Raw genomic sequence first — 17,877 nt, forward strand, 5'->3', positions numbered from 1 at the left:
CATGAAGCTCTCATCGCCATCGGGCCGCGGCCTGAAGATCGTCTCGAACACCATCCTGGTGATCGTCGGACTCTGCTTTCTGCTGCCCCTGCTGTGGCTTCTTATCGCGTCGTTCGACGGCACGGCCAACCTCACCCTGAAGCTGCCCGCACCGTTCACGCTCGACAACTTCACGTCGGTGCTGACGCCGAGCCTGGCGTTCCAGCCGCTCTGGAACAGCGTCGTGATCTCGTTCGGATGCGCGATCATCACGGTCGTGATCGCCGTGCTGGCGGCGTACCCGCTCTCTCGTTACCGCATGCGGATCAACCGGCCGTACATGTACGGCATCCTTTTCGGCACGTGCCTGCCCATCACGGCCATGATGGTGCCGGTCTACAACCTCTTCGTCTCGATGAACCTTCTCGACTCCCTCTGGGGAACGGTTCTGTTCATGGCGGCCACGAGCCTCCCCATGGCGATCTGGATGATGAAGAACTTCATGGACTCGGTGCCCATCACTCTCGAAGAGGCGGCCTGGACCGACGGTTCGTCGATGATGTCCACCCTGACCCGTATCGTCGTTCCGCTCATGCGTCCGGGGCTCGCCGTGGTGTTCATCTTCGTGTTCGTGCAGGCGTGGGGGAACTTCTTCATCCCGTTCGTGCTGCTGCTCAGCCCGAACAACATGCCGGCATCCGTGAGCATCTACCAGTTCTTCGGGCAGTACGGCGCGGTCGCGTACGGCAAACTGGCCGCGTTCTCCCTGATCTACTCGCTGCCGGTGCTGGGGCTCTACGTCGTGACGTCCCGGTTCCTCGGCGGAAGCTCGGCTCTGGCCGGCGCCGTCAAGGGTTGAGGGCGGCGTCCGACCACAGCAGCACCCACACGCAGCACCCAGTCCACACGCACCACACCGTCCGCACGCACCACCCCGTCCGCACGCATGACCTAGGAGCACAACAGTGCACGATGATTCGCGCCTCGTTCTGGAGCGCATCAACCGTTTTCTCGGCGAGCGCATCGCCCCCGCCATCTACCCGGAGCGGATCCCGCTCGAGCTGACCGCGTGGGATGTGCCGGACGAACCGGTGCCGTTCGCCGAGGCGATCGTGCAGCCGTTCGAGCCGTTCGCGGTCGGTCAGCCGTGGAGCAAGCCGTGGGGGACGACCTGGTTCCACGTGAAGGGGAGCGTTCCGGATGCCTGGCGCGAGGCATCAGACGACTCTCGCGTCGAGCTCGTGGTCGATCTCGGGTTCGAGGGCGACGGCGCCGGCTTCCAGGCCGAGGGGCTGGTGTACGCACCGGACGGGACGATCGTGAAGGCGGTCGAGCCGTTCAACGCCGCGGTCGCCGTCGAGGGAGAGACGGTCGACCTCTATATCGAGGCGGCATCGAACCCGAACATCGGAGGCTCGTGGGGCTGGGGCGCCACGCCGATGGGCGACAAGGCGACGGCCGGAGCCGACCCGATCTACCGCGTTCGGAGCATCGCCCTCGCCCGACGCGACCTGACAGTGTGGGAGCTGGAGCGCGACGTGTTCACCCTGCTCGGGCTGCACGCCGAGCTGGTGCCGGGATCCAACCGGGCCGCGCGGCTGCTGCGGGCGCTGGAGCGCATGTGCGACGTGATGGATCCGCACGACGTCGCGGGAACGGCGCAGGCGGGACGGGACGCGCTCGCCGGGGTCCTGCACGACGAGGCCGCCGCGAACGTGCACCACATCACGGCTGTCGGGCACGCCCACATCGACTCCGCGTGGCTGTGGCCGACGCGGGAGACCATCCGCAAGTGTGCGCGAACGTTCTCGAACGTGCTGGCGCTGATGGACGAGCATCCGGACTTCGTGTTCGCCTGCTCGTCGGCGCAGCAGTACGCGTGGGTGAAGCAGTTCTATCCCGAGCTGTTCGAGCGCATCCGTGCCCGGGTGGCGGAGGGCCGGTTCGTACTGGTCGGTGGCATGTGGGTGGAGTCGGACACGAACATGGTCGGCGGCGAGGCGATGGTGCGCCAGTTCGTGGCGGGTCAGGGATTCTTTCAGCGGGAGTTCGGCAAGCGCGCGGTCACCGGGTGGCTGCCCGACTCGTTCGGCTACACCGGTGCGCTGCCACAGCTGCTGGCGGGTGCGGGCATCCGCCAGTTCGTCACGCAGAAAATCTCGTGGAACGACACCGACCGGTTCCCGCACCACACATTCCTATGGGAGGGCATCGACGGCACGCGGATGTTCACGCACTTCCCGCCGATGGACACCTACAACTCCGACCTGTCGCCGCGGGAGCTGGCGCTCTCGGATCGGCAGTATGCGGAGAAGGGCGCGGCGAACTCGTCGCTGGCACTGTATGGCTGGGGTGACGGAGGCGGTGGACCCACGCGCGAGATGATCGCGTCGGCGCGCAGGGCACGCTCGCTCGACGGTCTGCCCGCCGTTGAGCTCGGCACCCCGGAGGACTTCTTCGCGCGGGCGAAGGCCGAGTACGAGCATCCGCCGGTGTGGTCGGGGGAGCTGTACCTGGAGCTGCACCGCGGAACGTACACGTCGCAGGCGCGCACCAAGCAGGGCAACCGGCGCAGCGAGCACCTGCTTCGCCAGGCGGAGCTGTGGGCGGCGACCGCGGCCGTGCGCACCGGGGCGGAGTACCCGTACGACGAGCTCGAGGCGGCGTGGCAGATCGTGCTGCTGCAGCAGTTCCACGACATCCTGCCCGGGTCCTCGATCGCGTGGGTGCACCGCGAGGCCGAGCGCAACTACGCCGCTGTCGCCGAGCGGGTCGAAGTGGTCATCCAGCGCGCGCTCGACACGCTCGGCGGCGGCGCGGGCGGGGCGGAAGGCGGCGTGCTCGTGAACGCGGCGCCGGTTCCGCTACGCGGAGTGCCTGCACTGGGCGCCGGTGCGCCGACCGCGGGTGTCGCCGCATCCGTTCGCCGTGACGGCGACACGATGGTGCTCGAGAACGGCCTGGCGCGCTTCATCCTGGATGCCCGTGGCCGGGTGGTCTCGGCCGTCGACCTGGCGAGCGGTCGGGAGGCGATCGCACCGGGCGAATCCGCTGGGTTGCAGCTCTTCCGCGACACCCCGAATCGGTGGGATGCGTGGGACATCGACGAGCACTACCGCCGCCACGAGGAGGAGCTCGACGCCGTGGTCTCGCTGGAGGCGGACGAGTCGCGCGGCGCGGTGCGGGTCACCCGTTCAGTGGGGGAGTCGACGATCGAGCAGGAGTTCACGCTCGGGCCCGACACGCCGACCCTTCAGATCACCACGCGGGTGGACTGGCACGAGCGACAGCGCCTGCTCAAGTTCGCGTTCCCGCTCGACGTGCGTGCCGACCGCGCCGCCAGCGAGGTGCAGTTCGGGCACGTGTACCGGCCGACGCACGAGAACACGTCGTGGGATGCCGCCCGCTTCGAGACCTCCGCACACCGCTGGGTGCACGTCGGTGAGCCGGGATTCGGCGTCGCCGTCGCGAACGACTCCACGTACGGGCACGACATCTCCCGCCGCACCCGGCGAGGCGGCGGAACGATGACCCTCGTTCGCCAGTCGCTGCTACGGGCGCCGTTGTTCCCCGACCCCGAGGCGGACCAGGGCGAGCACGTGGTGCGGTCCTCGCTGACGCTCGGGGCCGAGCTCGCGGATGCCATCGCCGCCGGCTACGCGCTCAACCTTCCGTTGCGCCAGGCCGCGGCGCCGATCGAGCCGCTGGTGACCGTGGACGGCGACGGCGTGCTCGTCGAGTCCGTGAAGCTCGCCGAGGACCGCTCCGGCGACGTCATCGTGCGGCTGTACGAGGCCCTCGGCCGCCGCACCTCGGCAACCATCGGGTTCGGCTTCCCGGTGGGCTCGGTCGTGCAGACCGACCTACTGGAGCAGCCGCTCGAGCATCCCGACGGGTTCGACGCGGACACGAACATCCTCTCGGTACGACCGTTCCAGGTGGTCACGTTGCGCCTCCGATCGGCGTGATAGCGGCCTCCTGACCCGCTTTCGGGGGGTTCTTAGGTTGAGTCGGTAGCGTCTTACCGATGCGATCGGCTTCAGTACCATCGGTTTCGGAACCCCAGCTCAGACTCCGCTCGCTCGACGGTCTACGAGGCGTGGCGGCCGCCATCGTGCTGCTTCATCACCTCTCGATGACCATTCCTGCGGTGTCGAACGGCTACGACAGCGCCAGCGAGCTGGACGTGTTCTCGCCGGCGTGGTGGCTGGTCGAGACGCCGCTCAAGGTCTTCGTGGCGGGCCCCGAGTTCGTGCTCGTGTTCTTCGTGCTCAGCGGTTTCGTGCTGGCACTCGCACCGCTGAAGGCTCGGGAAGACCTGGATGCGGCCGCCCTGCGGTCGGGGCGGGGTGGGCTGGCGGGGCTCCGCAGTCGCAGCTACGACTGGTTCGCCTACTACCCGCGGCGCGTTCTGCGGCTGGGCGTGCCGGTCGTCGCGTCGATGGTGCTGGCGTTCTTCGTCATCACGCTGTTCCCGCATCCGTCCAAGGGATCGGACGGTTCGTGGTTGACGCGACAGGCGCATCCGGACACCAGCTTCCACAACCTGTGGACCGAGACTCTGCTGATCGTCGACCCGAATCATCCCTCGGTGAATCCGCCACTGTGGTCCCTCACCTGGGAGATGTGGTTCTCGCTTCTGCTGCCGCTCGTCGTGCTGATCGCCCTGTTCAGCCGCCGCGTTCCGGTGCTGTGGGCAATGCTGTTCATCGCCGTCAGCGTCTACGGCTACCTGGCCGTGATCGAGGCGGCCATGTTCCTGCCGGCCTTCGCCCTCGGAGCGCTGATGGGCGCCAACGCCGACCGGATCCGCGACCTCGTCGCCCGGTGGCAGGGCAGCCGTGTGCTCACCTTCGTGTTCGCGGGCATCCTGGTCGGAGGTCCGCTGCTATCGATCTGCTACTGGTTCGTCCGGCCCATCGCCGGCACGACCGGTGACGGCGTCGCGATGGCAATGCGCGTGCCCGGCGCGCTTCTGCTCGTTGCAGCCGTCGCGTTCTGGCCGGCCGCCGGACGCATCTTCGCGGCCCGCCCCTTCGCCACGCTCGGCAAGGTGAGCTTCAGCCTCTACCTCGTGCACTCGCCCATCGTGGTGCTCTTCGGACTGAACTTCACCGGATCCCGCTGGGCGCTGGGAGCAGGCCTCGCGATCATCACCAGCTTCGCGCTCGCGATCGTGATGTACGTGCTCGTCGAGCGGCCGTCCCGTCGCCTCGCCGGATGGGCCGGACGGCGCGTCTCCGGCGCCATCGGAGCCGTCACCCGGCCCATCACAGTGGCCGCCGAGCTCGACGAGCACAGGACACGGCTTGCGCGAGAGCGAGTGCTTGTGTCCTAAGGCACTCGGTGCACGCGTAACCTCATCCACATGTCGTCACCGCCGGGAGCGCCGAGCAGCTCCTGGGTGCGCGAGTTGGTGCGCCCGAAGTCCGCCCCGGCGCCCTGGGATCTCGCGGTGCTCACCGCCATCGCGGTCGCGGTGCCGGTCGGGGTGTCGCTCGTGATCTTCCCCGGCGACCCCGCGATCCTCGGGCTCGGCGTGCTCGTCTCGATCGGCGCGCTCATCACGTCGGTGGCCGACCGCGGAGGCGCGGCGGTCGACCGGATGCGGCGCATCCTGACCACCGCGATCTCCGCCGCGATCGGGCTGCTCGCCGGATCCCTGGCGCTCGGCAACGACGTCGCCACCGTCATCGTCGTGGTCGCTGCGGCCGTGCTGTCCGGCATCGCGGGCGTGGTGAGCGCGAACGCCTCCCAGGCGGCCCTGCAGTTCCTGATCTACGTCATCGTCGGCAGCGGCATCGACTTCGGGTTGCGTCCGATCTGGGTGGCGCCGCTGCCGCTGCTCGTCGGGGCGGCGTGGCGGCTGGGCCTCACCGGCATCGCGATCGCGATCACCGGGCGGGCGCGGGCGCCGGAGCGAGCGGCCGTGGCATCCGTCTACACCGCCGTCGCCGCACAGCTCGACGCGATCGGCACGCCCGCGATCGACGCAGCGAGGCGCGACGTGACGACGGCGATGAACCAGGCGTACGACCTCATGGTGGCCGCCCGCACGGCGCTCGCCGGCCGTGATCCGAAGTGGCGCACCCTCGTCACCCAGCTCAACGCAGCGACTCCGATCGTGGAGGCCGCCACCACGGTGGCGGCGGAGGGGGAACCGCTGCCGCCGCTCCTGCCGAACACCCTGCGGTCGCTGGCGCGATCCATCGAGGACCCCAAGGCGCCGCCGCCGACGATGCCCACGCCCGACCGGTCGACGCCAGGACGCGCAGCTCTCTCGTCGTCGCTGCGCCTCGCCGGTTCCCTCCTGAAGGGCGATGGCCCCATCACGACCACGGTGCCGATCCAGCGACCGGATGCCGTCGGCCTGCCCCGAGTCACCCTGCGGCAGAGAGCGCGCACCGCCCTCGACCACCTGATCAGCGGCGGGGAGACGTGGTTCGCGGTGCTGCGGCTCGTGGTCTGCGTCGCCGTGGCCGAGGCGGTGAGTGTGCTGTTCCCGTTGGAGCGCCCGTACTGGATCGTGCTGACGGTCGCGGTGGTGATGAAGCCCGACTTCGGCTCCGTATTCGCCCGGGCCGTGCAGCGCGGGCTCGGCACAGTGGTCGGCGTGCTGGTCGGCGCAGCCGTCGTCGAGCTCCTGCCGACCGGCTGGCCTCAGGTCGTCGCGCTCGCGCTGCTCGCCGGCGGGATGCCCATCGCGATCCGCCGCAACTACGGGCTGTTCTCCACGTTCATCACGCCAGTCATCGTCATCCTTCTCGAGCTCGTGCACAGCGGAGACACCGGCCTCATCGTCAGCCGGGTGGCCGACACCTTGATCGGCTGCGCCATCGTCCTCGTCGTCGGCTACCTGCCCTGGCCGTCCACCTGGCGCCCGTCCCGCCAGCTCAGCGGACGGGTCGCGGATGTCGCCACCGACGTCGCCGGCTACCTCAAGGTGGCGCTCGCCACACCGCCACCCGACGAGGCGGACCGTCCGGCCGCAGCGCGCGACAGATCCTCTGCGCGCCGCAGCACCTACCGCAGGCTCTCCGATCTGCGCACGCTCGTGCAGCAGACCCTCGCGGAGCCGCCGCCCATCAGCACCGCGGCGGCCGCGTGGTGGCCCGAGATCGTGGCGCTGGAACGCGTGACCGACGCGGTGACATCCACGGCCATCCATGCCGCGCAGTCCCGGCTGCACGCCAACCAGGATGCCGTCGGCACGCTGCACGACGCCCTCACCGATCTCGCCGACGCGGTGCGCGCTGACCGGCCGCCGGAGTCCATTCAGCTTCCCGCCGACCAGCTGCTGCGATCGATCAGCGACGAGGTGGGCGCCGCGCGGTCCGTGCTCGCGTCGTGAGGCGCCGAACGGCGGCCGGCATGTCGCCGGCGAGCGGTACTGTGCGAGGTACGGAACAGGGCACGAAGGGGCGTTCATGGCGGCGATCGACATCATCGGTGATGACCGTGCCATGGCGCTCATCAGGGCCAGTGTGATTCCGGATGCCGCGGCGCTCGCCGACACGCTCGTCGCCGGGGGCATCCGGGCCATCGAATTCACGTTCACGACGCCCGACGTCGAGAGGCACATCGAGCGCGCCACGGCACGCGACACCGGTGCCCTCGTCGGCGCGGGCAGCGTTCTCACTCCCGCGCAGGCGCGCAGTGCGCTGGATGCCGGCGCGCAGTTCATCGCAACACCCGGGCTGAGCCCCGCGGTCGCGGAGATCGCGTCACAGGCATCCGTTCCGATGATGATGGGGGCGTTCACGCCCAGCGAGATCATGCAGGCGCTCGCCCAGGGCGTGTGGGCGGTGAAGGTGTTCCCCGCACAGACGGCAGGGCCCGAGCATTTCCAGCACCTGCTGGGGCCGATGCCGATGGCCCGGCTCATCGCCTCCGGCGGCATCGTGGCCGAGAACGCGCGCTCGTTCCTCGACGCCGGGTCGTACGCCGTCACCGCCGGATCCTCGGTCGTTCCCGCCGAGTCGCTGGCGGCATCCAACTGGCCGGACATCCGCCGTCGTGCCGAGGCATTCGCCCATGCTGTGCGGCACCTGAGAGAGTAGAGGCATGCTGCTTCCCCGACCGACGACCCTCTCCATCGGCGAGGGCGAGTTCGAGTTGACCCGTATCGCCCGCATCACCGCTCCCGCCGAACTCGCCGGGGCCGCGTCGTGGCTGCAGGGCGCGCTTCGCCCCGCGACCGGATTCCCGCTCGAGATGGGACCGGACGGCGGCATCGAGCTGGAGTGGAACCCGCAGCTGGCGCCGGAGGGCTACACGCTCGACGTGACGCCGGAGGGCGTGCACATCGCCGGCGGCGGTCCGGCCGGGGTGTTCTACGGATGCCAGTCCCTGCTGCAGCTGCTGCCCCCGCAGATCTACCGCAAGGGGCGCGTGCTCGACGTGCCGTGGGTGGTGCCGGTGGTGAGCATCCAGGATGCGCCGCGATTCGGGTGGCGCGGCATCATGCTCGACGTCGCCAGACACTTCATGCCGAAGCACGACATCATGCGATTCATCGACCTGATGGCGATGCACCGGCTGAACACGCTGCACCTGCACCTGACGGATGACCAGGGCTGGCGCGTGGAGATCAAGCGGTACCCGAAGCTGACGGAGGTCGGGTCGTGGCGGCGTGAGAGCCAGCTGGGCGCGGCATCCTATTCGCGCGGCGACTCCCGTCCGCATGGCGGCTTCTACACGCAGGACGATCTGCGCGAGATCGTCTCCTACGCGATGGACCGGGCGATCAACGTCGTGCCCGAGATCGAGTCGCCCGGGCACACCCAGGCCGCCATCGCCGCCTACCCTGAGCTGGGTCTTGCCCGCGAGGAGAGCGACCCGCTCGGTGTGTGGACCAGGTGGGGCATGGATGACAACGTCATCAACCTCGAGGAGTCGACGGTCGAGTTCTTCACGAACGTGCTCGACGAGGTCATCGAGGTCTTCCCCTCGCCGTTCATCGGGATCGGAGGCGACGAGTGCCCGAAGAACGGCTGGTTGCTTGATGAACGGACGCAGCAGCGCAAGGCCGAGCTCGGGCTCTCCACTGAGGACGAGCTGCAGGCGTGGTTCATCCGCCGTCTCGACGACCACCTGTCGCGCCGCGGTCGCAGGCTCTACGGCTGGGACGAGATCCTCGAGGGCGGCCTCGCCGGCTCCGTGAGCCAGGGGGCGACTGTCGCGTCGTGGCGCGGGATGACCGGCGCGATCGCCGCCGCCCGCGCCGGTCACGACGTGGTCGCCTGCCCCGATGACCAGGCGTACCTCGACTACCGGCAGTCCGACCGCTCGGACGAGCCCATCCCGGTCGGCACCGTGCTCACGATCGCCGACGCGTATCGCTTCGATCCCGTGCCCGCCGAGCTCGATTCGGAAGACGCGCACCACGTGCTCGGCGGTCAGGGCAACATCTGGACCGAGCACATGGACTCACCCCGAACGGTCGACTACTTCGCCTTCCCGCGGATGTGCGCGCTCGCCGAAGCGCTCTGGCTCGACGGTGAGCGCGACTACGACGAGTTCGCCGGCCGGCTCGACCAGCACCTCACTCGGCTGGATGCCCTCGGCGTCGAATACCGCCGTTCGTCCGGTCCGCTTCCCTGGCAGCAGCGGCCGGGTGTGACCGGGCGTCCCGTCACTCCGCAGCAGCGCGCCGCGTACTTCGCACCGCTGACGGCACGGATCGCCGACTCGGAGTCCCGGGTCGCAGCGACGACGGGACAAACGGCGGCGGTGGCAGAGACGAGTCGATCGAGCCTGACGGACTTCGGTATCGACACGTCGCTGTAGCGCCTCAGAGGAAGATGTCCGGGAAAAGCTCGCTCTCGTCCACCCCGGGGGAGTACTTCTTCAGGTCGGTGATGCCGGCATCCGCCAGGACGTCCTCGACGATGAGGGAGCGGCCGGTGAACTCGCGGGCGGGCTTGGTGAGCACCTCGTAGGCGGCATCCGCGTAGATCTCCGGCGTGCGGCTCTTCGCGAGCAACGCCTCGCCGCCCAGGACGTTGCCTACCGCTGCGGTCTTGATGGTGGTGCGGGGCCACAGCGTGTTCGCCGCGATGCCGTCGCGTGCGAACTCGGCGGCCAGTCCGAGCGTCACCATGCTCATGCCGTACTTCGCAAGCGTGTAGCCGGTGTGCGCGCCGAGCCACTTCGGATCGAGGTTGATGGGCGGGCTGAGCGAGAGGATGTGCGGGTTGAACCCGTTCTTCAGGTGCGGGATGGCGGCGCGGGAGAGCATGAACGTTCCGCGCACGTTGACGTCTTGCATCAGGTCGTAGCGCTTCGGCTCGAGTTCGAGCGTGCGGGAGAGGTTGATGACGCTGGCGTTGTTGACGACGACGTCGATCCCGCCGAACTCCGCGACCGTCGATTCGACGGCGCGTGCGATGTCGTCGTCGTTGCGCACGTCGCCGACAATGGGCAGCGCGTTGCCGCCTGCGGCGCGGATGTCGTCGGCCGCGGTGTGGATCGTTCCCGGCAGCCGCGGGTCGGGCGTGTCCGTCTTGGCCAGCAACGCGACGTTCGCGCCGTCGCGGGCGGCGCGAACGGCGATCGCGAGGCCGATGCCGCGGCTGCCTCCGGACATCAGAATGGTGCGTCCTTCGAGAGTGGTCATGGGGGTCTCCTGGTGTCGTCTGTTGGGATGCTGTCAGCGGGCGGATCGCGCGGCGAACGCGGCCACGCGGGCACGGGCATCCGGAGTCTCGAAGGCGGACCCGATGGTGCGGGCCTCGTCGTCGAGCCCGTCGCGGTAGCTGCGCGCCACCGAGCCGCGCACGAGCCGCTTCGCCTGCCCGTAGGCGCCCGCCGCCCCCGCGAGCCAGTGCTCGGCGATCGCTCGGGCGCGTTCGTGCAGCACGTCGTTCGGCACCACCTCGGCGACAAGGCCCCATTCGAGTCCTTCGACGGCGGTGAGGGAGCGGTCGGTGAGCAGAAGCTGCATGGCCCTGCGCACGCCGACCGCTTGGGGCAGGAGGGTGCTGACGCCGCAGTCCGGCGTGAGGCCGATGTCGGCGTACTTCGAGACGAAGAACGCGGCCTCGCCCGCGACGACGTAGTCGGCGACGAGCATGAAGCCCAGGCCGCCGCCGGCCACAGCGCCCTGCACGGCGGCGACGATCGGCTTCGGCGTCTCATTGAAGATGCGGTGGCCCTCGTGGATGACGTCGGCCAGGCCCGCGACGACCTCACCGTCGCCTCCCGTCGCCGCCATCGCAGCGACGTCACCGCCCGCGCAGAACGCGGGTCCCGCCGCGTCGAACAGCACGGCACGGATGTCCTCGCGCTCGCCGACCTCGCGAGCCAGGTCCCGCCACCGGTACGCCGCCTCGCCGTCGATGGCGTTCAGCCGGTCCGGACGGTTCAGGGTGAGGTGCGCCAGACCGTCGGACACCTCGAACAGGATCGTGTCGCTCATGGTTGTGCAACCTACTCCGCTCGGGAGGCCCGCCCCGGGTTGGTGCACGCCGGCCACAGTCGCGGGCGCGAGGCGCGGTAGCCGTGTTGTAGGCATCCGTCAGCCGGCGACGTCGGGTCGGAATGTGGGAACGCCGTCGTGCGGAGGATCGACGTGACACGCCGGCCAGCCGCCTGATGTGGCGACGTGTCACGCCGATTCCCCGCGCGAATGCGACCTCAGGAGACCCCCAACTCGGCCCAGGGTGTCGTGAGCATCACGACACCCCCAATTCAGCAGACAGCACGAACACGGCCGCGCCGAGCAGTACGAGGTCGTGGCTGTCGTTCGCGATGCTCATGCGTGGTCCGTCGCCGACCGTGGACAGGGTGCGTGACCGCACGATCTCCAGTGCGGAGTCCAGGAGAGGTCCCTCGATCAGGTCTCGCGGCCCCGAGAGCACGACGTCGTCGAGACCCAGCGCGGCGACGATGGGCGCGATGGCCAGTCCGAGCGAGCGGCCGGCATCCGACAGCACCGCCTCGTGTGTTTCGGGGCTCGACGAACGCAACCGGGCGCGCAGGTGGGGGACGGCGACGATCTGCTCGAGGCATCCGCGTCGCCCGCACGCGCAGAGCTCGCCGTTCTCGTCGACCACGAGGTGGCCGATCTCGCCGGCATTGCGGTTGCTGCCCTCGACCAGGATGTCGCCGATCACGAGACCTGCGCCGACGCCGTGCTCGATCTCGACGAGCATGAAGCTCGGCGCGGCTTCGTGGAACGTGTGGATGGCGAGGGCCGCAGCATTGGCGTCGTTTCCCACGTGCACGGGCACTCCGAACTCGGTGCGGAAGGCGCCGGCGAGATCGAGGCCCGCCCAGTCGAGGTTCGGCGCCGACAGAACGACGCCGGTTGGATCCACCACACCGGGTGTGCCGATTCCGATGCCGAGCAGTCGCACGGTGGACCGCTTGACGAGTTCACGGGCGAGTCCGCTGGCCTTGGCGAGGGCATCGGATCCTGAGGCGTCGTCGAGCGGTGCTTCCGCGCGGTGCACGATCCGGCCGTCGATCGCGACGATCGCGCCCGTGAACCGGTCGGAGGCGGAGAGGTCGAGGGTCACCACGTGGTAGGCGTTCTCGTTCAGGCCGATGAGCTGCGCCGGCTTGCCCACGCGTGCGTCGGGGCGCGGGCCGAGCTCACTGATGAGCCCCTCGGATGCCAGCTCGCTCACCAGGTCGGAGACCGTCACGCGGGTGAGTCCGGACTCTCGGGAAAGGTCGGCACGGCTCATCGCGCCGTCGTGCAGCAGGGTCTGCAGGAGCAGAGACCGGTTGTGCTGACGGTTGTGCTCAGGGAGCGCCTTCGAGGTCACCCTCAGCTGGGCCATGGCACCTCCATCGCTCGTGGTGTTCGTTGTTTAGTGAACTGCTCTTACAAACTGTGTGTCAAGCCGACGGGTTTGCCAGGCGTGTGCTTCGTAAGCTTTACTAACAAATATGCCCGAGCCCGAGGTTTCTTCCGATCAGGACGCGCCGCAGATCGACCTCAGCGATGCGGGTGCCCGCTCTCGCGCCATCGCCGCCACCCTGCTTCCCGGCTTCACGGGCATCCGTCTGCCGGACGCACTGCGTGACCGACTCGCCCACGGCCTCGGCGGGGTGTGCGTGTTCGGGCCGAACATCGTGTCGGAAAAGCAGCTGCGCGAGCTGAACGACGACATCCTCTCCGTGGCGCCGCATGCCGTGATCGCGATCGACGAGGAAGGCGGCGACGTCACGCGGCTGAACTACGCGGACGGCTCGCCGCACCCGGGCAACGCGGTGCTGGGACGGCTCGACGACCTGTCGCTCACGGAGCGCGTCGGCCGCGACGTCGGACTGGCGCTCCGGCGCACCGCCTGCACGCTCGACTTCGCGCCAGACGTCGATGTCAACTCGAATCCGGACAACCCGGTGATCGGCGTGCGCAGCTTCGGCGCCGAAGCCGATCTCGTCGCGCGGCACGGGGTCGCCTGGGCCACGGGCATCCAGTCGACCGGAGTGGCCGCGTGCGCGAAGCACTTTCCGGGACACGGCGACACCGCGCTCGACTCGCATCTCGCGCTTCCCGTGATCGACCGTTCGCTGGACGAGCTGCGCGAGCGCGAGCTCGTGCCGTTCCGGGCGGCGATCGAGGCCGGCGTGCTGAGCATCATGACGTCGCACATCGTGCTTCCCCAGGTGGATGCCGGCACGCCCGCCACGTTCTCCTCACGCATCCTGCAGGGTCTGCTGCGCGACGAGCTCGGCTTCGACGGCGTGATCGTCACCGACGCGCTCGACATGAAGGGCGCCAGCGGTGAGATCGGCATTCCGGAGGCCGCCGTTCGTGCACTGAGCGCAGGCTGCGATCTGCTGTGCCTGGGCACCGAGACGAGCGACGAACTGATCAGCGAGATCATCCGCGCGGTGAGCGACGCCATCGACGCCGGACGACTGAGCGCCGAACGCGTCGCGGATGCCGCAGGACGGGTGGGTACGCTGGCGCGGCGTCTCGAGGCGCTGCGGGAGGACATCCCTGAGCGTCCCGCGAGCCTCGAGGATGCCGCGGTATCGGTGGGCCGTGCAGCGCAGGCGTTCGACGTGCGAGCGGACGCCCTGGATGCGCTGCGTCGTGCAGAAGAGCCGTTCGCCGTCGTGCGGTTGGAGACCGAGGCGAACATCGCCGTCGGTGTCGCGCCGTGGGGACCGTTCGCGCAGGTCGTCGCGGAGCCGGCGTCCGCGGATTCGGTCGAGTGGGCCGGACATCCGGAGTTCATCGTCTCGGAGTCCGATGCCGGGCGCGGCGAACTCGACCGCCGCATCGCCGAAGTGCTGACCGCGGTGCCGGCGGACCGCGGAGTCGTGGTGATCGGCAAGGCCGTGCACAGGCATCCGTTCGCGCGGGCGACCGTGGATGCGCTGCGGTCCGCTCGCACCACGGTGGTGGTCGACATGGGCTGGCCGTCGGACGATCGGGCGTACGCCGACGTCGCGACGTTCGGGGCGTCGAGGCTGATCGGCCGCGCGCTGATCTCGCTGCTGGCCGCACCCGCGGACCAGGAGAACCACCAGTGAGGGTCGGCCTCGACATCGGCGGCACCAAGATCGACGCCGTCGTGCTCGACGACGACCTCAACGTGATCGCGAAGGTGCGGATCCCAACCGGACTCGGACCCGACCGCGTGCTGGCATCGGCGGAGCGCGCCGTGCGCGAGGTGGTGGCCGTGCCTGACGTGTCACTGCGCGACGTGAGTTCTGTCGGCATCGGCATCCCCGGCATGGTGGATGCCGCGACGGGCGAGGTGCGCCACGCCGTGAACCTCGAGGTCGAGCACCTCGCGCTCGCCGACGAGCTCGCCCTGCGAATCGGGGCGCCGGTTCGGGTGGAGAACGACGTGAAGGCGGCCGCGCTCGGGGCGTACCACCTACTCGGGCTCAGCGGATCGGCCGCCCTGCTCAATCTCGGCACCGGGCTCGCCGCCGGCATCGTGGTCGACGGATGCCTGTGGCGCGGCGCAGAGGGCGGCGCAGGTGAGATCGGCCACATCCCGGTCGTGCCGGGCGGTGTGCTGTGCAGCTGCGGCCAGCGCGGATGCCTCGAGACCATCGCGAGCGGATCCGCGGTCGCCCGGCTGTGGCCGAGCAAGACCGAACCGCCCGCCGTCGCCCTGTTCGATGCGGCGGATGCCGGCGTTCCGCGGGCGCAGGAGGTGCGGCGCGCGCTCGCGGAGGGCGTGGCATCCGCGGTCCGTGTTCTCGTGCTCACGGTCGACGTCGGAACGGTCGTGATCGCCGGCGGACTGAGCAACCTCGGCGACCGGCTGCTTGCGCCGGTGCGTGACGTGCTGCGCGACTGGAGCGCGGACTCGGCGTTCCTCGCCTCGCTCGGACTCGCATCGCGCGTGCGCATGCTGCCGCCCGAGTTGTCTGCCGCTGCCGTCGGCGCGGCTCTCGTCGGTCGAGCGGGGCCGGTGGGCGGGGCCGCCCTGGTAGAGCAGACTGGTACCGGGACTCGAGAGCTTCTGGAGGGGCATCCGTGGAAGTCGTGATCAAGCAGACCGCCGATGAGGTGGGAGTGCTCGCCGCCGACCTGATCGAGCGGGTTGTGGAGTCGAAGCCGCGCGCGGTGATCGGACTGGCGACCGGGTCGTCGCCGCTGGCGATCTACGCCAGCCTGGCGCAGCGGGTGGATGCGGGCACTCTCGACTTCACGGGCGTGCGCGGCTTCGCGCTCGACGAGTACGTCGGCATCCCCGAGGATCATCCGCAGAGCTACGCGTCCGTGATCCGCACCGAGGTCGTCGAGCCGTTGCACATGGATCCGACGCTCGTGCAGGTGCCCGACGGACGGTCGGTCGACATCGAGGTGGCGTGCCGGGACTACGAGCAGGCGATCGCGGATGCGGGTGGGATCGACATCCAGATCCTCGGCATCGGCGGTAACGGGCACATCGGTTTCAACGAGCCGACGTCGTCGTTCCGTTCGCGCACCCGGATCAAGACGCTCGCGCCGAAGACGCGTGCCGATAACGCCCGCTTCTTCGACTCGCCCGAGCAGGTGCCGACGCACTGCGTGACGCAGGGACTCGGCACGATCATGGATGCCCGCAGGCTCGTTCTCGTCGCCCAGGGCGAGGGGAAGGCGGATGCCATCGCCGCTGCCGTCGAGGGCCCCGTCTCGAGCGTGTGCCCGGCATCCATCCTGCAGTTCCACGAGCACGCGACCGTGATCGTGGACGAGGCGGCAGCGAGCAAGCTGCGTCTCGCGGATTACTACAAGTACACCTACGACAACAAGCCGGCCTGGCAGCTCTAGCGCAGGGGCTCGCCGGCGGCCCAGACCTGCTGCACCGACCACTCGTGGTCGAGCAGCACGGCGTCGGCGAGGTAGCCGGCGGCGAGGCGTCCGAGCTCGTGCTCGCGGCCCAGCATGCTGGCAGGTGTCAGCGTCAGCGCCTCGACGGCTGTGGAAGGCGCGATGCGGGTGCGCTCAACCGCGATCTTGAGCGCGGTGTCCTGCGTCAGGGTGGATCCCGCGATGCTCGTGCCGTCCGCCAGCATGGCCTGGCCGTTCACCACGTTCACGGTGAGCGAGCCGAGCTGGTACACGCCGTCGGCGGAGCCGGCCGCGGCCATGGCATCCGTGATGAGCGCGATGCGGTGCGGCGCCTGCACGAACGCGAGGTGCGCGACATCCGGATGCACGTGGAACCCGTCGAGGATCAGCTCCAGCGTGACGCGCGGATCGTCCATCGCCGCGACGATGGGGCCGGGAGCCCGGTGATGGATGCCCGGCATCGCATTGAAGGCGTGCGTCAGCACGCGCGCACCGGCATCGAACGCCCGCTCGGCCTGCTGCTCCGTCGCATCCGTGTGACCGACGGCGACGACGACCCCCGCCTCGACCAGCACGTCGATCGCCTCCATCGCCCCCGGCAGTTCTGGCGCGATCGTGATCTGCCGCAGCGTGTCCCTTGCGGCAGCGATGAGCAGCTCGACCGCCTCGAGGTCGTCGGGCGTGATGAGGAAGTCCGGGTTGTGCGCGCCTCGCTTGTCCGGGTTGAGGAACGGGCCCTCCAGGTGCGAGCCGAGCACGAGGGGATCCGAGTCGGCAAGGTCGGCGATGAGGCGCAGGCTCTCGCACAGCTGCGGAACCGGGTTGGCGACCAGGCTCAGCACCGAGCGCGTCGTGCCGTGCCGCCGGTGCGTGCCCAGCGCGGTTCGCAGGTCATCGAGGTCGCCCTCGTAGGCGCATCCGCCGGCTCCGTGCGAGTGCACGTCGATGAAGCCCGGCGTGAGCCAGCGGCCACCGGCATCCGCGACAGTGGCGCCGTCCGCGTACGCCCGCCAGCCGGTGCCATTCCCGGTGGCGACGATGCGGTCGCGCTCGGTGGCGAGCCAGAAGTCATCGACCTGGCCGTCGACATCCAGCTTGCGAGCGCTGTGGATGACCAGCGCGGCGGCAGTTTTTGCTGAGGCGCTCGTGAACTCGCTCAAGAGAGTTCCCGTCGTCCGCTGACGATGCCGCTCAGCAGGGCGACGAGCGCGAAGACGACGGCCACGACGGGTTGGCCGAGGTCCCACCAGGCGAAGGCGGCGGCGGTCATGACGATGATCTCGACGATCGCTTTGCCGAACGTGTCGATGCGGATGACAGCCTTCGGCGACCGGAAGAGGGCCCAGAGCACGATCGCGAACAGCGGTGCGCCGATGCCGACCACGATGTTCCACGGCAGCGGCCACGCGATGAAGCCCCACACCGCAAGGCTCACGAACGCGAACAGTTCGATGACGAAGCGGAGAACGTCCCAGACGCCCACGTGCGGCTGGGCAGGGGCGTGCGGATGCTCGGAGTTCTGGGCAGACATCGTCTCCATCTTAAGCGGCGGCGCGGGTCGGCCACGCGCGAGACTGCAGGCCCGCACCGAGAGCGTGGGTATTGCCCGCTGTTTCGGGGCGGGCGTGCAGTCTCGCGAA

General features: G+C 69.5%; 14 protein-coding genes. 9 read left to right on the forward strand and 5 right to left on the reverse strand.

Annotated features, from left to right (window positions below; all coding sequences use genetic code 11):
• Position 1: 1 nt before the first annotated feature.
• The 6 genes from ACTHNC_RS16155 (at position 2) to ACTHNC_RS16180 (ending at position 9,768) form a co-directional block, all read left to right on the forward strand.
• Positions 2-838 (forward strand): carbohydrate ABC transporter permease, encoded by an 837-nt coding sequence (locus ACTHNC_RS16155; protein WP_440295646.1) that lies wholly within the window; start codon positions 2-4, stop codon positions 836-838.
• A gap of 106 nt (positions 839-944) precedes the next feature.
• The gene (locus ACTHNC_RS16160; RefSeq protein ID WP_440295647.1) at positions 945-3,947 is read left to right on the forward strand and encodes an alpha-mannosidase; all 3,003 of its coding nucleotides are present in this window, start codon (positions 945-947) and stop codon (positions 3,945-3,947) included.
• A gap of 59 nt (positions 3,948-4,006) precedes the next feature.
• Positions 4,007-5,317, forward strand: a complete 1,311-nt coding sequence (locus ACTHNC_RS16165; RefSeq protein ID WP_440295648.1) for an acyltransferase family protein — start codon at positions 4,007-4,009, stop codon at positions 5,315-5,317.
• 30 nt (positions 5,318-5,347) lie between these two features.
• Complete coding sequence (locus ACTHNC_RS16170) at positions 5,348-7,330, forward strand: FUSC family protein (protein WP_440295649.1); 1,983 nt, start codon at positions 5,348-5,350, stop codon at positions 7,328-7,330.
• Positions 7,331-7,406: 76 nt separating this feature from the next.
• Positions 7,407-8,039, forward strand: a complete 633-nt coding sequence (locus ACTHNC_RS16175; protein ID WP_440295650.1) for a bifunctional 4-hydroxy-2-oxoglutarate aldolase/2-dehydro-3-deoxy-phosphogluconate aldolase — start codon at positions 7,407-7,409, stop codon at positions 8,037-8,039.
• 4 nt (positions 8,040-8,043) lie between these two features.
• Positions 8,044-9,768, forward strand: a complete 1,725-nt coding sequence (locus tag ACTHNC_RS16180) for a beta-N-acetylhexosaminidase (protein WP_440295651.1) — start codon at positions 8,044-8,046, stop codon at positions 9,766-9,768.
• A gap of 4 nt (positions 9,769-9,772) precedes the next feature.
• Here ACTHNC_RS16180 and ACTHNC_RS16185 read toward each other — a convergent pair whose 3' ends face one another.
• The 3 genes from ACTHNC_RS16185 to ACTHNC_RS16195 all read right to left on the reverse strand — a co-directional run bounded on the left by ACTHNC_RS16185 (position 9,773) and on the right by ACTHNC_RS16195 (position 12,767).
• A complete protein-coding gene (locus ACTHNC_RS16185; RefSeq protein ID WP_440295652.1) occupies positions 9,773-10,597 on the reverse strand; it encodes an SDR family oxidoreductase in 825 nt (274 codons plus the stop codon).
• A 33-nt stretch (positions 10,598-10,630) separates the two neighbouring features.
• Entirely contained in the window at positions 10,631-11,398 is a 768-nt protein-coding gene (locus ACTHNC_RS16190; RefSeq protein WP_440295653.1) for an enoyl-CoA hydratase/isomerase family protein, read from the reverse strand.
• Between the two features lie 256 nt (positions 11,399-11,654).
• Positions 11,655-12,767 (reverse strand): ROK family transcriptional regulator, encoded by a 1,113-nt coding sequence (locus ACTHNC_RS16195; protein WP_440295654.1) that lies wholly within the window; start codon positions 12,765-12,767, stop codon positions 11,655-11,657.
• A 109-nt stretch (positions 12,768-12,876) separates the two neighbouring features.
• Here ACTHNC_RS16195 and ACTHNC_RS16200 point away from each other — a divergent pair, with 109 nt between their 5' ends.
• From ACTHNC_RS16200 to nagB, 3 genes are read left to right on the forward strand one after another with little or no spacing between them, the layout of a single operon-like run.
• On the forward strand, positions 12,877-14,475 hold the full coding sequence (locus tag ACTHNC_RS16200) for a glycoside hydrolase family 3 protein (RefSeq protein WP_440295655.1): 1,599 nt from the start codon (positions 12,877-12,879) through the stop codon (positions 14,473-14,475).
• Complete coding sequence (locus ACTHNC_RS16205; RefSeq protein WP_440295656.1) at positions 14,472-15,449, forward strand: ROK family protein; 978 nt, start codon at positions 14,472-14,474, stop codon at positions 15,447-15,449. Before ACTHNC_RS16200 ends, ACTHNC_RS16205 begins: the two co-directional genes overlap by 4 nt.
• Positions 15,437-16,216 carry a glucosamine-6-phosphate deaminase gene (nagB, locus tag ACTHNC_RS16210; RefSeq protein ID WP_440295657.1) on the forward strand — a complete coding sequence of 260 codons (780 nt, stop codon included), beginning with the start codon at positions 15,437-15,439 and terminating at the stop codon, positions 16,214-16,216. The genes ACTHNC_RS16205 and nagB overlap by 13 nt, the downstream gene beginning before the upstream one ends.
• Here nagB and nagA read toward each other — a convergent pair.
• Together nagA and ACTHNC_RS16220 are read right to left on the reverse strand one after the other, a co-directional pair.
• Positions 16,213-17,397 carry an N-acetylglucosamine-6-phosphate deacetylase gene (gene nagA / locus ACTHNC_RS16215; RefSeq protein WP_440295658.1) on the reverse strand — a complete coding sequence of 395 codons (1,185 nt, stop codon included), beginning with the start codon at positions 17,395-17,397 and terminating at the stop codon, positions 16,213-16,215. The two genes, nagB and nagA, sit on opposite strands and share 4 nt — an antisense overlap.
• The gene (locus tag ACTHNC_RS16220; RefSeq protein WP_440295659.1) at positions 17,394-17,768 is read right to left on the reverse strand and encodes a YrdB family protein; all 375 of its coding nucleotides are present in this window, start codon (positions 17,766-17,768) and stop codon (positions 17,394-17,396) included. Before ACTHNC_RS16220 ends, nagA begins: the two co-directional genes overlap by 4 nt.
• Positions 17,769-17,877: the final 109 nt, after the last annotated feature.

Origin of the sequence: Humibacter sp. (assembly GCF_051954055.1) — a bacterium.
Classification (GTDB): Bacteria; Actinomycetota; Actinomycetes; order Actinomycetales; family Microbacteriaceae; genus Humibacter.

Bases quoted from the DNA above. Each gene is read 5' to 3' on its own strand.
- ACTHNC_RS16155 (WP_440295646.1), top strand. From the start codon at position 2: ATGAAGCTCTCATCGCCATCGGGCCGCGGCCTGAAGATCGTCTCGAAC.
- ACTHNC_RS16165 (WP_440295648.1), top strand. From the start codon at position 4,007: ATGCGATCGGCTTCAGTACCATCGGTTTCGGAACCCCAGCTCAGACTC.
- ACTHNC_RS16170 (WP_440295649.1), top strand. From the start codon at position 5,348: ATGTCGTCACCGCCGGGAGCGCCGAGCAGCTCCTGGGTGCGCGAGTTG.
- ACTHNC_RS16175 (WP_440295650.1), top strand. From the start codon at position 7,407: ATGGCGGCGATCGACATCATCGGTGATGACCGTGCCATGGCGCTCATC.
- ACTHNC_RS16180 (WP_440295651.1), top strand. From the start codon at position 8,044: ATGCTGCTTCCCCGACCGACGACCCTCTCCATCGGCGAGGGCGAGTTC.
- ACTHNC_RS16185 (WP_440295652.1), bottom strand. From the start codon at position 10,597: ATGACCACTCTCGAAGGACGCACCATTCTGATGTCCGGAGGCAGCCGC.
- ACTHNC_RS16190 (WP_440295653.1), bottom strand. From the start codon at position 11,398: ATGAGCGACACGATCCTGTTCGAGGTGTCCGACGGTCTGGCGCACCTC.
- ACTHNC_RS16195 (WP_440295654.1), bottom strand. From the start codon at position 12,767: ATGGCCCAGCTGAGGGTGACCTCGAAGGCGCTCCCTGAGCACAACCGT.
- ACTHNC_RS16200 (WP_440295655.1), top strand. From the start codon at position 12,877: ATGCCCGAGCCCGAGGTTTCTTCCGATCAGGACGCGCCGCAGATCGAC.
- ACTHNC_RS16220 (WP_440295659.1), bottom strand. From the start codon at position 17,768: ATGTCTGCCCAGAACTCCGAGCATCCGCACGCCCCTGCCCAGCCGCAC.